At 58.0% G+C, this 14406-nt stretch carries 15 protein-coding genes; 8 read left to right on the top strand and 7 right to left on the bottom strand.

Going from position 1 to position 14406, the window contains the following annotated elements:
- Positions 1-17 precede the first annotated feature (17 nt).
- The 4 genes from FHS21_RS04195 to fghA are packed head-to-tail and all read left to right on the top strand — an operon-like array spanning position 18 to position 3103.
- Positions 18-1130, top strand: a complete 1113-nt coding sequence (locus FHS21_RS04195; protein WP_112531055.1) for an S-(hydroxymethyl)glutathione dehydrogenase/class III alcohol dehydrogenase — start codon at positions 18-20, stop codon at positions 1128-1130.
- On the top strand, positions 1130-1600 hold the full coding sequence (locus tag FHS21_RS04190; RefSeq protein ID WP_112531056.1) for a GNAT family N-acetyltransferase: 471 nt from the start codon (positions 1130-1132) through the stop codon (positions 1598-1600). The genes FHS21_RS04195 and FHS21_RS04190 overlap by 1 nt, the downstream gene beginning before the upstream one ends.
- A gap of 6 nt (positions 1601-1606) precedes the next feature.
- On the top strand, positions 1607-2257 hold the full coding sequence (locus FHS21_RS04185; protein WP_112531057.1) for a DUF1345 domain-containing protein: 651 nt from the start codon (positions 1607-1609) through the stop codon (positions 2255-2257).
- Positions 2258-2269: 12 nt separating this feature from the next.
- Complete coding sequence (gene fghA, locus FHS21_RS04180; RefSeq protein ID WP_112531058.1) at positions 2270-3103, top strand: S-formylglutathione hydrolase; 834 nt, start codon at positions 2270-2272, stop codon at positions 3101-3103.
- A 57-nt stretch (positions 3104-3160) separates the two neighbouring features.
- Here the strand turns inward: fghA and FHS21_RS04175 are convergent, their stop codons facing one another.
- The 5 genes from FHS21_RS04175 to FHS21_RS04155 form a co-directional block, all read right to left on the bottom strand.
- Positions 3161-3610, bottom strand: coding sequence for an SRPBCC family protein (locus FHS21_RS04175; RefSeq protein ID WP_112531059.1), 450 nt, complete (start codon positions 3608-3610; stop codon positions 3161-3163).
- On the bottom strand, positions 3607-3930 hold the full coding sequence (locus FHS21_RS04170) for an ArsR/SmtB family transcription factor (protein ID WP_112531060.1): 324 nt from the start codon (positions 3928-3930) through the stop codon (positions 3607-3609). The genes FHS21_RS04175 and FHS21_RS04170 overlap by 4 nt, the downstream gene beginning before the upstream one ends.
- Positions 3931-4003: 73 nt before the next feature.
- A complete protein-coding gene (locus tag FHS21_RS04165; protein ID WP_112531061.1) occupies positions 4004-4765 on the bottom strand; it encodes an RES family NAD+ phosphorylase in 762 nt (253 codons plus the stop codon).
- Positions 4725-5111, bottom strand: a complete 387-nt coding sequence (locus tag FHS21_RS04160; protein ID WP_112531062.1) for an MbcA/ParS/Xre antitoxin family protein — start codon at positions 5109-5111, stop codon at positions 4725-4727. Before FHS21_RS04160 ends, FHS21_RS04165 begins: the two co-directional genes overlap by 41 nt.
- A gap of 282 nt (positions 5112-5393) precedes the next feature.
- The gene (locus tag FHS21_RS04155) at positions 5394-6776 is read right to left on the bottom strand and encodes a cytochrome P450 (protein ID WP_112531063.1); all 1383 of its coding nucleotides are present in this window, start codon (positions 6774-6776) and stop codon (positions 5394-5396) included.
- A gap of 284 nt (positions 6777-7060) precedes the next feature.
- Between FHS21_RS04155 and gyrB the strand changes: the two genes are divergently transcribed.
- On the top strand, positions 7061-9502 hold the full coding sequence (gene gyrB, locus FHS21_RS04150) for a DNA topoisomerase (ATP-hydrolyzing) subunit B (RefSeq protein WP_112531091.1): 2442 nt from the start codon (positions 7061-7063) through the stop codon (positions 9500-9502).
- 41 nt (positions 9503-9543) lie between these two features.
- Here gyrB and FHS21_RS04145 read toward each other — a convergent pair whose 3' ends face one another.
- Both FHS21_RS04145 and FHS21_RS04140 read right to left on the bottom strand, forming a co-directional pair.
- Complete coding sequence (locus FHS21_RS04145) at positions 9544-9957, bottom strand: type II toxin-antitoxin system VapC family toxin (RefSeq protein ID WP_112531064.1); 414 nt, start codon at positions 9955-9957, stop codon at positions 9544-9546.
- Positions 9954-10202 (bottom strand): type II toxin-antitoxin system VapB family antitoxin, encoded by a 249-nt coding sequence (locus tag FHS21_RS04140; protein WP_112531065.1) that lies wholly within the window; start codon positions 10200-10202, stop codon positions 9954-9956. Before FHS21_RS04140 ends, FHS21_RS04145 begins: the two co-directional genes overlap by 4 nt.
- Before the next feature lie 331 nt (positions 10203-10533).
- Between FHS21_RS04140 and FHS21_RS04135 the strand changes: the two genes are divergently transcribed.
- From FHS21_RS04135 to FHS21_RS04125, 3 genes are read left to right on the top strand one after another with little or no spacing between them, the layout of a single operon-like run.
- On the top strand, positions 10534-11589 hold the full coding sequence (locus tag FHS21_RS04135; protein WP_112531066.1) for a dipeptidase: 1056 nt from the start codon (positions 10534-10536) through the stop codon (positions 11587-11589).
- 36 nt (positions 11590-11625) lie between these two features.
- Positions 11626-13236, top strand: coding sequence for an ABC transporter substrate-binding protein (locus FHS21_RS04130; protein ID WP_162701989.1), 1611 nt, complete (start codon positions 11626-11628; stop codon positions 13234-13236).
- A gap of 37 nt (positions 13237-13273) precedes the next feature.
- Positions 13274-14320, top strand: a complete 1047-nt coding sequence (locus FHS21_RS04125) for an ABC transporter permease (protein ID WP_112531093.1) — start codon at positions 13274-13276, stop codon at positions 14318-14320.
- The last annotated feature ends 86 nt before the right edge of the window (positions 14321-14406 follow it).

The raw sequence follows: 14406 nt of genomic DNA, 5'->3' as shown, positions 1-14406 counted from the left end.
GCATCAGGGAGACAATCATGAAATCGCGCGCCGCCGTTGCCTGGGAGGCCAAGAAACCGCTGACCATCGAAACCATCGAGATCGGCGGGCCGAAGCCCGGCGAGGTACTGGTGGAAGTCATGGCAACCGGTGTCTGCCATACCGATGCCTACACGCTCTCCGGCCTTGATTCCGAAGGAAAATTCCCGGCCATTCTCGGCCATGAGGGCGCGGGCATCGTGCGTGAACTTGGCGCCGGGGTGACCTCGCTGAAGGTTGGCGATCACGTCATCCCGCTTTACACGCCCGAATGCCGGCAGTGCAAGACGTGCCTGTCGCAGCGCTCCAACCTGTGCACCTCGATCCGCGCCACGCAAGGCCAGGGTGTCATGCCCGACGGCACCAGCCGTTTCTCCTGCGATGGCGGCGAGGTCTTCCATTATATGGGGTGCTCGACCTTCTCGAATTTCACCGTCCTGCCGGAAATCGCGCTGGCGAAAGTGCGTGAAGACGCGCCTTTCGACAAGATCTGTTATATCGGTTGCGGCGTCACCACCGGCATCGGGGCTGTCATCTATACCGGCAAGGTCTGGCCGGGTGCCAATGTCGTGGTTTTCGGCCTCGGCGGGATTGGCCTCAACGTGATCCAGGGCGCGCGCATGGTCGGTGCCGACAAGATCATCGGTGTCGATCTCAATCCGGGCAAGGTAGCGATGGCCAAAAAGTTCGGCATGACCGATTTCATCAATCCCAACGAGGTTGGCAACGACAAGGTCGTGCAGGCGATCCAGGACCTGACGGACGGCGGCGCGGACTTCTCCTTCGACGCGACCGGCAACACCAATGTGATGCGCCAGGCGCTGGAGTGCTGCCATCGCGGCTGGGGCACCAGCATTGTTATCGGCGTCGCGGAAGCCGGCAAGGAAATCTCGACGCGGCCATTCCAGCTCGTCACCGGCCGCAACTGGCGCGGCACGGCTTTTGGCGGTGCGCGCGGCCGTACGGACGTGCCGAAAATCGTCGACTGGTACATGGAAGGCAAGATCGACATCGACTCGCTCATCACCCACACCATGCCGCTTGACGAGATCAACACCGCCTTCGACCTTATGCATGAGGGCAAGTCGATCCGCAGCGTTGTGACATTTTGATGGATGAGAACGTCAAGGTTGTCTTGAGCGGGCTGGACGAACTTAGCCCGCGCGACCTGTATGACATGCTGAAATTGCGGGTGGATGTTTTCGTGGTCGAGCAGAAATGCCCCTATCCCGAGCTTGACGGCAAGGATCTGGATGCACTCCACCTTCGTCTGCTTTCGGGGGGCGATCTTGTCGGGAGCGCGCGAATCCGCAAACCCGCGAAGACCGATCCGGCTGCCCGGATAGGCCGGGTTGTCGTTTCACCCGAACATCGCGGCAAGAAGCTTGGCGACAGGCTCATGGTCGAGGCCATCGCACAATGCGAGCGGCTTTATGCCGAAAGCCCGATCAAACTATCGGCGCAAAGCCAGTTGCTGCGGTTTTATGAATCCTTCGGTTTCGTGCCGGTCTCGGAAGAATATCTCGAAGACGGGATTCCCCATGTCGACATGCAGCGCCCCGCTGTGCTGACCACGGAGTGACAAGCGATGTGGAAGCGGCATAATCCATTCTATCTTGCCGCGGCTGTTGGGCTCGTCGCTCTCGCTCTGGCGCTGTTCTTCGCGCCACGCAATGCTTATGTCGTCGCGGCCAACGTCTTCTTCGTGATCTATCTGGTTCTTTCCATCATCAAGGTCCGGAAACTGACGCCGGAATACCTGCACCGCAACGCGGCCAAATCCGATGAACCGGTGTGGATCATTTTTGCGGTGACCTTCGGCACGGTCGTCGTCGCAGTCAGCTCGCTGTTCGTGCTGATCAATTCCGGTGAGGATCCGCATCCTTTCGACCTCTCACTGGCTCTCGCCGCAGTGCCGCTTGGCTGGTTCACCGTGCACATGATGGCGGCCATCCACTATGCCCATCTCTACTGGCAGCCGGACGAGACGGCGGAGGGTGCAAAGCAGACGCCCCGCAAACATGTCGGCGGGCTCGACTTCCCGGGCGACAAGGAGCCCGGCGGTTATGATTTTCTCTACTTCTCATACGTCATCGGCATGACGGCCCAGACATCGGATACTGCGATCACCAGTACAGATATGCGCAAGATTAATCTGCTACACGCCATTGTCTCGTATATCTTCAACACGGTGCTTGTTGCGGCCGCTGTCAACGTCATCGTTTCGCTGGGTCAATAATCAGGGGAATTTATGGAAACGTTATCGATTGCCAAAAGCTTTGAGGGTATCCAGGGCGTCTATCGCCATCGCAGCGACGCCTGTCAGTGCGACATGACCTTTGCGGTTTTCCTGCCGCCACAGGCAAAAGAGCATCCGGTGCCGCTGCTCTGGTACCTGTCAGGCCTGACCTGCACTCATCAGAACGTGATGGACAAGGGCGAATACCGCCGCGTTGCCGCCGAGCTTGGCATTGCAATAATCTGCCCGGATACCAGCCCGCGCGGCGAAAATGTGCCGGACGAGAAGGACAATTGGCAGTTCGGCAGCGGCGCCGGTTTCTATCTGGATGCCACACAGGAACCTTGGTCGACGAATTATCGCATGGCGAGCTATATCGCCTATGAACTTCCCGAACTGGTTGCCGCGCAGTTTCCGGTCGACGTGACGCGCCAGAGCATTTTTGGCCACTCCATGGGCGGCCACGGCGCCATCACCCTGGCTCTTAAGAATCCGGAACGCTTCAGGTCGGTGTCCGCCTTTGCGCCCATTGCACGGCCGATGGTTGCAGGCTGGTCGCGTCCCGCCTTCGAGAAATATCTCGGCGAGGACGAGTCGGCATGGCGCGCCTATGACAGCGTGGCATTGATCGAGGACGGCTACCGCGTGCCCGAATTGCTGGTGGATCAGGGTAAGGCCGACGGCTTTCTTGATGACGGGCTTCGGCCTTGGCTGTTGGAAGAGGCCTGTGCCAAAGCCGGCATCCCGCTGACGCTCAACATGCGCGACGGCTACGACCACTCATATTTCTTTATCTCGACCTTCATGGCCGATCATATCGCCTGGCACGCTGACAGACTGTCTTAAGCGTCTGCGACCATCTCATCGGTTTGAGATGGTCGCAGCTTTTCGCGCTGTTCGATATCAGGCGAGTTTATCAACCACGTGCTCGAGCTGTCCGATGAATTTCTGCCAGCCATATTGTGCGCCGCGATAGTTGGCTTCTTCGTTTTGACCGAAGCCGGATTGCTCCATGCGCAGGAAGGTGCCGTCTTTCACCGGGGTGAGCGTGAATGTGACGATGGTCTTGACGCCATTTACAGCGTCATCGCCTGAGGCACTCCAGCTATATGAGAGGCGTTGTTGCGGCTCGACCATCAGGACTTCGCAATCGGTGACACCGTTCCAGTTCGGCATGGGCGGGGCGCGGAAGTTGAACTTGTGGCCAACAACAGGCTCAAAGTCGTTGCTCATGAGCCAGTCGGCGATGAGCGGGCCCTGGGTGAGTGCGCGCCAGACCTTCTCCGGCGCGTGCGGCATTTCCCGTTCGACGATGAGGGAACGTGCGGCTGTAGCTGTAGCATGTTGGGTCATTGGTCCATCCTGTTTAACAAATCTTCGAGACGATCGAACCGCTCACGCCAGAATGCGCCGTAGAGGCCCATCCAGTCGATCAGCGGCGCAAGACCTTTCGGTTCCGCGCTATAGTGGGTTTGGCGCCCGTCGGGCCTATCCCGCACCAGGCCGGCAAGCTTGAGCACGCCGAGATGCTTGGAAACGGCAGGCTGTGAGATACCGGAATATTCCGTCAACACCCGCACGTTTTGCTCGCCGTGCCGCATCAGCTGTTCGAAAATTGCGCGGCGTGTCGGATCGGCGAGAGTGCGGAAAATACTGTCGGCTGTTGTGTCCATAATTGATAACCCTCGAGCTATGAATAGATCAATAACTCTACAGTTATGAATATGTCAAGCCGAAAAAATGAAATTATGATCTGGCCTTTTCCGCCAGACGCGGGTCGTTGGCAAAAATCTCCCGGCTGAACCCAAGCCTGAGTTCGGGATAGTCGCAGATGGCGTTGACGCCGTGGCTGGAGAAATGCAGCCGCCATGTCGTCATGCGCGTCGGGTTCGGCATGGCAAAGCAACCGCACGAAAGCAGCGCAAGATTGATCCCGCCATGTGGATCGCGCACGGATTGATAGCGGATTAGGTCGATACCCGCCTCATGCGCTTTGTCGGCAAGATCGAGGCAAGCGGAATAATCAGTCAGATGCATCCACTGCGGCGCCAACTCGATGAAAGGCACTGCAGTCAGATCGATTGCGCTGGTGGTGGCGTAGCGCGCTTCGAACGCGGTGAACTCCAGTGCGTTGCGCGGCCAGGGTGTTGCGGGACTTTCGGCAAAGAATAGCAGCCGGTAGAAGGCGGTTTCGGCGACGGCAGTTTCGACATTCTCGCTGGCATAGAAGACGCCGGGCGAATAACCTTCGCGGCGGAAACGCGAATTGCCCGGATAGCGGCCATAGCGGAACGGCGTCGCCAACAGGTAATCGAGATGTACGCACGCTGGCGGCAGCGGGGGCTTGGTGGCCTCAAGCTCGTCTTCAAGCAGGGCCTGCTCATCGAGTGTATCGACCAGCTTCATGGTGGAAACGCGGTGCTGCGCTTCAACCAGACGCCAGCAGGCGCCGTGCAGAGATCGCGACTCAGATAGGAGCGCGGCGGGCGTCCAGATAGGCGAGGACATGGGCGAGACCGTCAATGGTTTTGATCCGGTTGAGCGGCTTGCCGCCGAGCATGGTATTGTCAGTGCGCATCCACTGCCGCGCGACGCTATCGTCGCCGCCGACAATGGCATCGAGCGAGCGGTAGAGGCGAATGAACAGGAGCGCGAGTTCGTAGCTCTTGCCGGTGAGCGGCCCCCCGCTACCCTCACTGCGCTTGAGCCGGGAAATGCTGGGTTCGGACAGACCGACGACGGTTGACAGCTCTCTGGCGGTCAGGCCGAGCAATTCAGCGGAACGCAGCAGCGCCTTGGACACGACGGCGGTCTTGCTTGGGGTGTCTTCAATATGTTGCGCGGTGGTTCGCATGGGAGGTCCTTTCACTAGAAATAAATGTATATTAAATTTCTGGTGAAATCAAGAGATGGTGGCCGGTTATCTCTCCCCTTGTGGGAGAGAAAGCGATTTTCCTGGATTTAGCCTCTTCGCTAAATCCTTGGAAAATCCAAGTGAGGGGGTAGTTCAGGGAAGCAAATCCCCTCTCTTGCGATTTCTAGCACTTAGCAAGGCTAAGATGCTGAAATCGCTACCGGGGGCGAGCCACGGGTCTCGCCCGCCTTCGGCCCCCACAAGAGGGGAGATAATCGGCATCTACCGTCTCGCAGTCACACGCATCGGCAATCCGCCGTCGGGTTGTGTCGTCAGTTTCTGCACGGGCCATGGCTTTATATCCGCTGCGATATCGAAGCGATAGCGATGGAGCAGGGTCGCCAGCGCGATGATCGCCTCCTGCAGGGCAAAGCTTGCGCCGATGCAGACGCGCGGCCCGGCACCGAAGGGGAGATATTGAAACCGGTCGATCTTGTCGCGATTTTCCGGATGAAAGCGCGAGGGCATGAAAGCTTCGGGATTTTCCCAATAAAGCCGGTGCCGGTGTACGGTCCACGGCATAACGAGTACGGCGGCACCCTTCGGGAGCACCAGGTCCTTGTACTGGTCGTCCTCGATCGGTTCGCGGTTGATCGAAGGCGCGGGTGGATAAAGCCGCATGGCCTCCTCGAATGCCGAGCGGGTGAAGGGTAGGGCGTCCAGCCATTGATGCGGCGGCGGGACCTCGCGCTGACCCATGAAGGCATCGATCTCCTGCTCGATCAAATCGCGTTCCCATGGCGCCTTTGCCAACAGATATAGTGTCCACCCGAGTGCCCGCGCCGTGGTTTCGTGGCCCGCGCCGATGAAGGTGATGATATTGTCTTCTATCTCGGCGCGCGAAAGCCCCTGCGGGCCTTCGGCTTTCAGCAGGAGGGTGAGGAAATCATTCGGGACCTTGTCGCCTTCCTTTGCCATGCGGGCCTTGCGCATCTCCATCGTGTTGGCGACGATCTGGCGGAAGAAGGCGAGCGCGCGGCGGCCCCTTATCTGGGTGAAGCGCGGCAGCCATGCAGGTGCTCCGAGAAGATCGAGGGGATCAACGCGGCCCATGGTTTCGAACAGGCGGTCGACCTCATGGGAAAACTGGTCCGGATCACCGGCGATTTCTCCCGAAAACAATGTGTCTGCAAGAATGTCATAGGTCAGCATGGTCATGTCGCGCGATACATCGGTCGTGCCTGTCAGACCGTCGTAGCGATCAGCGAAAACATCGGTTGTCCGCTTCATGCTTTCCGCGAAACCATCGATGTGGCGCGGCGTGAAAACCGGCGCCATCGCCTTGCGCGAACGCCGCCAGACATCGCCTTCCGCTGTCAGCAATCCATCGCGCAGGATGGGGCGCAGGATGCGCTGGCGTACCGCCGCCATCTTGTAATTCTTCGCATTGTCGACGAGCACATGACGGATCAGCCCCGGATCATTGGCGATGATCGTGTGGGCGAAGGACCAGTCGATGGAAACCCAGGGTTCATTATAAGAAGGCTCCCCCCACAGCTCCAGCGGGTTGCGGTAAATGGTGCGGATAAGCTGCAATGTGCCGACCGGACCGGTACGCGGTACTGGCGCCGGCGGGACAAAAGCGGCTTGGGTCGTGGTTTCCATAAATGGCCTCCAGGATGGCATGTGGGGATATTGGCATGCAAAGTCCACCGCGTCTTGAGCGGTACGGAATGCTGCTTGCCAATCTGCATTCATGCGGCAGCTTGCAGGCACGTTGCGCCGCCAGGGCAAAATCCCGCCATCATCCGTGGATATCAAGCCCTCCAGAATTGGAAAAACCTGCATTAATCACTATATCTAATGCGGTAATGGGGGCCATGATTCGCCCAAGCTATGCTATAAGGACGGGCGTGCCAGTTCAGGCGTCAGGAAAGATTGAATTTTATATGAGTGATACACCCGAGATGACAGTCGAATCCTCACCGGAATATGGTGCGGAGTCTATCAAAGTCCTCAAGGGGTTGGATGCTGTACGCAAACGCCCTGGAATGTATATCGGTGATACGGATGACGGGTCCGGCCTTCACCACATGGTCTACGAAGTCGTCGACAATGCCATCGACGAAGCGCTGGCGGGCCACGCGACGCGTGTCACCGTGACGCTGAATCCCGATGGTTCCTGCACGGTGACCGACAACGGCCGCGGTATCCCGACCGATATGCATTCCGAAGGTGTTTCCGCAGCGGAAGTCATCATGACGCAGCTGCATGCCGGCGGTAAGTTCGACCAGAACTCCTACAAGGTTTCCGGTGGCCTGCATGGCGTTGGCGTTTCCGTCGTCAATGCGCTGTCTGTCTGGCTGAGGCTGAAGATTCGCCGCCAGGGCAAAATCTACGAGATGAGCTTCACGCATGGCGTCGCCGATGCGCCGTTGAAGGAGACTGGCGATTCCGACGGATTGACCGGAACGGAAGTTTCGTTCCTGCCATCGACCGACACATTCACGATGGTGGAGTTCGACTTCAAGACACTCGAACACCGGTTGCGCGAACTCGCTTTCCTGAATTCAGGTGTTCGTATCCTGCTTGCCGATCGCCGCCATGCCGATCCGGTCGATCTCGAGCTCTTCTATGAGGGCGGACTGACCGCCTACGTCAAGTATCTCGACCGCACCAAGAAAGAGCTGGTCACCGAGCCGATCTATATTCGCGGCGAGCGCGACGACACCGTGGTGGAAGTCGCCATGTGGTGGAATGACAGCTACCACGAGAATGTTCTCTGCTTCACCAACAATATTCCGCAGCGCGATGGCGGCACACACCTCGCCGGTTTCCGTGGCGCGCTGACACGCCAGATGACCGGCTATGCGGAAAACACCGGCCAGGCCAAGAAGGCCAAGGTGACGCTCACCGGCGATGACTGCCGCGAGGGTTTGACCGCAGTTCTTTCCGTCAAGGTGCCAGATCCGAAATTTTCCTCGCAGACCAAGGACAAACTTGTTTCGTCCGAAGTGCGCGCGGTCGTGGAAAGCCTCGTGAACGAGGCGCTGTCGACTTGGCTCGAAGAACATCCGGCTGAGGGCAAGGTGCTCGTCGAAAAGGTCATCCAGGCTGCCTCCGCTCGCGAGGCTGCTCGTAAAGCGCGCGACATCACCCGCAAGAATTCGCTGAGCATCAGCTCGCTGCCGGGCAAGCTTGCCGATTGTCAGGAAAAGGACCCGGCCAAGTCGGAAATCTTCATCGTCGAGGGTGACAGCGCCGGTGGTTCCGCCAAGGGTGGGCGTTCGCGCCAGAACCAGGCGATCCTGCCGCTGCGTGGCAAGATTCTCAATGTCGAGCGCGTCAAGCTTGACCGCATGTTGTCATCCGACCAGATCGGCACGCTGATTCTGGCGCTCGGCACCAGCATCGGCAAGGACGAGTTCAATCCGGACAAGCTGCGCTATCACAAGATCATCATCATGACCGACGCTGACGTGGACGGCGCGCACATTCGCACCTTGCTTCTGACGTTCTTCTTCCGCCAGATGCCGGAGCTGATCGAGCGCGGCCATATCTATATCGCGCAGCCGCCACTCTATAAGGTTTCGCGCGGAAAATCCTCGCAGTACATCAAGAACGAAGTCGCCTATGAGGAGTTTCTGATCGATTCCGGGTTGGAAGAGGCTGCGCTGGAGCTCGACTCCGGTGAGGTTCGTACCGGTCCCGACCTGCGCTCCGTCATCACCGATGCGCTCGCCGTCCGTCATCTGCTGCAGGGTTTGAACACCCGTTATGATCGCGCGGTCGTTGAACAGGCGACGATCGCCGGCGCGCTCAACCCGGAAGCCATTTCCGACACGGCGAGAGCCCAGGCGCTGGTGACCGAGGTTGCCGGACGCCTCGATCTGATCGCCGAAGAAACCGAAAAGGGCTGGAGCGGCCGTCTGGCGGCGCCGGATGACGGTGTCGACGGCTATATCTTCGAGCGTTCGCTGCGCGGCGTCAAGGAAACGGTCACGCTCGATATGGCGCTGATCGGTTCTGCCGATGCGCGCCAGCTCGACCGCTATTCGGCGCGTCTGCATGACATCTATTCCAAGCCGCCGGTTCTGCGCCGCAAGGACAAATCGGATTCCGTCGCAGGACCGATTGCCCTGCTGGAGGCTGTATTTGCCGCCGGGCGCAAGGGCCTCTCGTTGCAGCGCTATAAGGGTCTCGGCGAGATGAACGCCGATCAGCTCTGGGAAACGACGCTGGATCCCAACGCCCGCTCATTGCTGCAGGTGAAGGTGAATGACGCGACGGATGCCGACAGCCTGTTCTCAAGGCTGATGGGCGACGACGTCGAGCCCCGGCGCGAGTTCATTCAGGATAACGCACTGAGCGTGGCCAATCTCGACGTTTGAGTGGCATCATAAATTTGAGATAGCCTTAAGAGGTTATTGCCTCATCTTTCCCAAGGAGAGATGAGGTCCAGGCCCGTTGTGCTGAAATCGGTGACATTCCGGGTGGCCAAACGGCCGCCATTCACCCGAACAATGGCTGCGATCATGCCATCAGGAGCCGACATTATCGATCCTTGCCGTGTGGCAGTTCCCATAATCTCGCCATAAGCCATCGCCGCCTCTTCGGTTAGACCAAATATGCGGTCAGCAAAACGCCGACGCCAGTCCGAGAGACCCCGCTCCAGGCGAAGGGCGCGCTGATCAGGCAATATTTTCTGAATGCCGAACGCAATTTCTGCGATGGTTACAGTCGGCAAAGCCAGTTCTGAATCATGCCGGACAAGCCAAGAGATGACAGCCTCGCTTGGCGCCTTGCGTAAGGTTTCGGAAAGAACATTGGTGTCTAAAAATATCAAAGCTCAGGACCCGGATGGCCGCGACGTTCTTGTCTGATGACAGCCTCCAGATCTATATCTGTACCGGCATCTTTTGACAGGCGGCTGTAGAAGGTCGACGCTGGCTCCCGGCCGGTTTCGCGGATTTCATAGGACTCAAGAGCCCGCTCTACAATTTCGGCGATTGATCTGTTTTCACGGCTCGCCAGGCGGTGTGCCAAGTCGCGTGCTCTAGCGCTGCGCACAGACAATTGAGGTTCGGCCATCAGGATACTCCATTTTGGAAGGAATATAGGCCATATCGGTACTGCCATCAAGATGGCTACTACCTTGGCAGCCCAAATTTGCCATGTCGCATTGGCTCCTCCCTACGACATCCTTTCGTCATCGACGCAGGCGCACTACGGCCGGCAAGTTACGCCTGTTGGGCGTTGGCCTCGGTGAGCGGCTTTTTATACTTTTGTACAACAACTCTCTTGCCTGTTCGCGGGCATCATGATCTTTTGTGAAAAAAGGGCGATGGGCGCCGAGGGGTCGACAAAAGATTACCCGGCGAACATGTGGCCTTTTTTCAAGTCAATCTGATCGGGAATTGAAATGCAGCCTGTCTTCGATGGTCACAACGATGTGCTTTACCGGTTGTGGAAACATTCGAGAGACGGAGCGGATCCGGTTCAGGAGTTCATCGAAGGCACCACCTCCGGGCACATCGACAAGATCAGGGCGCTCAAGGGCGGGTTGATCGGCGGGCTCTGTGCCATCTATGTTCCATCCGGTGATCTTGCCTTCAAGGCGCCAGACGCCAATGGCCATTATTCTACGCCGCTCGCCGCGCCGCTGGAGCGGGCCCCATCCCTCGACATTGCGCTGGAAATGGCTTCGATCGCGCTGAAGCTCCAGCGTTCCGGCGGCTGGAAATTGTGCCGCAGCACGGCCGAGATTACCGAGTGCATGCAAAACGACATGTTCGCTGCGGTGCTCCATATGGAGGGCTGCGAGGCGATTGACGGCGATCTCGCCGCGCTCGATGTATTCTACGCCGCCGGCTTGCGTTCGCTCGGTCCAGTGTGGAGCCGTAACAATATCTTCGCGCACGGTGTGCCCTTCGCCTATCCGATGAGCCCGGATACCGGACCCGGGCTCACCGCGATCGGCGAGGAACTGGTCAAGGCCTGCAATCGTCTCGGCATCCTCATCGATCTTGCGCATATCACCGAAAAGGGTTTCTGGGATGTGGCGCGGATCAGCGATCAGCCGCTTGTCGCCAGTCACTCCAATGTGCACGCGCTGACGCCTGTCGCACGCAATCTGACGGACAAGCAGCTTGACGCCATACGAGAAAGCCGGGGGCTCGTCGGGCTGAATTATGCGGTCGCCATGCTGCGCCCCGACGCGCGTGAAAATGCCGATACGCCGCTGACCGACATGGTCCGCCACATCGACTACATGGTCAACCGCATGGGCATCGATTGCGTAGCGCTTGGTTCGGATTTCGATGGTGCTAAAATCCCCGGCGAGATTGCCGATGCGAGTGGCAATCAAAATCTTGTCGCGGCGTTACGGGACGCCGGATATGCCGGAGATGACCTGGCAAAAATCTGCCGCGAAAACTGGCTGCGGGTATTACGCTCGGCCTGGCACGAGGAAAATTAAAAAAGTCAAATTGCTCATAAACAGGGAACCAGAACAATGTTGATGAACCAGATAAACCCGAAATTCCGCCTTCTGCTCGGCAGTGCGGCGCTGTCCGCGACGTTGCTTTCCGGCGTGCCAGCATGGGCCGAGACGCCAGCCGATACCCTGGTCGAAGCCTTCGCCATCGATGATGTGATAACGCTCGATCCCGCTGAAGCTTTCGAGCTCACAACCGGTGAAATCAACGGCAACACTTACGACAAGCTGGTTCGGCTCGATATCAGCGATCCTTCGAAGGTCGTTGCAGACGTTGCCGAAAGCTGGACGGTTTCCGACGATGGCCTGACCTATACGTTCAAACTGAAGCCGGGCCTGAAATTCGCATCGGGTAATCCGGTCACGGCCGATGATGTCGCCTGGTCGTTCGAGCGCGCCGTCAAGCTCGACAAGAGCCCGGCGTTCATCCTGACCCAGTTTGGCCTGAAACCGGACAATGTCACCGAAAAGGCCAAGGCAACCGATCCTTCGACCTTCGTATTCACGGTCGATCAACCTTACGCACCAAGTTTCGTCTTGAACTGTCTGACTGCAACGGTTGCTTCGGTTGTCGACAAGAAGCTGGTTTCCGAGCATGTCGTCAATGATGACTTTGGCTGGGCGTGGCTGAAGACCGCCTATGCCGGTTCCGGTCCGATGAAAATCCGCGACTGGCGCGCCAACGAAATCATCGTGCTTGAACGCAATGACAACTACTGGGGCACCAAGGCGCCGCTCATGCGTGTCATCTATCGCCACGTGAAGGAAAGCGCAGCGCAGCGTCTGCTGCTTGAGAAGGGCGATATCGACATCGCCCGCAATCTCGAGCCCAACGATCTGGAGCAGGTGGTCAAGAACAGCGACATTGCGACCACCAACGCGCCAAAAGGCACCGTCTACTACATCAGCCTTAATCAGAAAAACGCTGACCTTGCCAAGCCAGGTGTGAGCGAAGCGCTGAAATACCTCGTCGATTACGACGCTATCGGCGAGAAGCTGATCAAGGGCATTGGCGAGATCCACCAGACATTCTTGCCGAAGGGCGTCCTCGGCGAACTGGACGAGAATCCTTACAAGCTCGATGTCGCCAAAGCCAAGGAACTGCTCGAAAAGGCAGGCCTGAAGGATGGTTTCACCGTTACCATGGACGTACGCAACAATCAGCCGGTGACGGGCATTGCCGAATCCGTGCAGCAGACGTTTGCTCAGGGCGGTGTCAAGATGGAGATCATCCCAGGTGATGGTAAGCAGACGCTAACCAAGTATCGGGCTCGTACCCATGACATGTATATCGGCCAGTGGGGCGTGGATTATTGGGATCCGAACTCGAACGCGGACACCTTCACCAACAACCCCAACAATTCCGACGAAGGCACAAATAAGACATTGGCGTGGCGCAACGCCTGGGATGTACCGGACCTGACCAAGGAAACCAAAGCTGCCCTCCTCGAGCGAGATGGTGCCAAACGAGCACAGATGTATCAGGACCTGCAGAAAAAAGTGCTCGCAACCAGTCCCTTCATCATGATTTTCCAGCAGATCGAGGTTGCGGGCTATCGTTCGAACCTCAAGGGCTTCAAGCTCGGACCGTCATTCGACACGAACTACGTTTTCAATATTTCGAAGTGATCCGGGACTTGTATCGTTGACCAATCCCGACATCCAAATGGAGACCAGACGCTCAGGCGCCTGGGCTTCCAACTTCGCCTGGGCCGCCGGCAGGTTCATCCTGATCGGCATCATCACGTTCCTGGGGCTGATCGCCGTCACGTTCTTCATCGGACGTGTCATTCCGATCGACCCGGCTCTTGCCATCGTTGGTGACCGGGCGCCCGCCCACGTGGTCGAACGGGTGCGTGAAGAACTCGGCCTGAACCTGCCGCTTTACGAACAATTTTTCATCTATCTGAAGGGCGTCCTGGAAGGCAATTTCGGCAATTCGGTTTTGACCACCAATCCAGTCATGCAGGATATAAGGCGAGTCTTTCCCGCCACGATGGAGCTTGCGACGTTCGGTACACTCATAGGCGCGGTTTTTGGTGTGCCGCTAGGGGTTCTCGCGGCAGTCAAACGCGGCAGCATCATCGACCAGATCGTTCGCGTTATTGGCCTCATCGGTTACTCCGTCCCGATCTTCTGGCTCGGAATGATCTGTCTTGTCGTGTTCTACGCCAAGCTGGGCTGGACTTCGGGTCCGGGCCGTATCGACGTCGTCTATGAATACACATTCACGCCGATCACCGGCTTCTACCTGCTCGATGCGGTTTTGCAGCAGAACTGGGAAGCGTTTCGCAACATTTTCAGCTTCATCATCCTGCCCGCCTCGCTGCTCGGCTACTTCTCGCTGGCCTATATCAGCCGGATGACGCGATCATTCATGCTCAATGAGCTGGAACAGGAATATATCGTGGCCGCGCGGGCAAAGGGCCTTTCCGAAACGCGCATCATCTGGGGCCATGCCCTGCGCAATGCCGCGGTGCCGCTGGTCACCGTGATCGCGCTGTCCTATGCCGGATTGCTCGAAGGCTCGGTGTTGACCGAGACGGTTTTCTCATGGCCGGGGCTGGGGCTCTACATCACCAATTCGCTGCAGAACGCCGACATGAATGCGGTGCTTGGAGGTACAATCATCATTGGCACTGTCTTCGTCGCCATCAACCTTTTGTCCGATCTTCTGTATCGGGCGCTTGATCCACGGACGCGCGCGCGATGAAAAATTTGCCAGAGCGGACTGCAAACGACAATTTTCTGTGCTCCGGTGCTCATGTACCCAAAAGTACACTGCGCTCCGGTGCTCAA

The organism is Phyllobacterium trifolii (genome assembly GCF_014192095.1).
GTDB classification, from domain to species: domain Bacteria; phylum Pseudomonadota; class Alphaproteobacteria; order Rhizobiales; family Rhizobiaceae; genus Phyllobacterium; species Phyllobacterium trifolii.
Note: the sequence above shows the minus strand (reverse complement) of the source record. Positions and strands in the feature narration are given on the sequence as shown.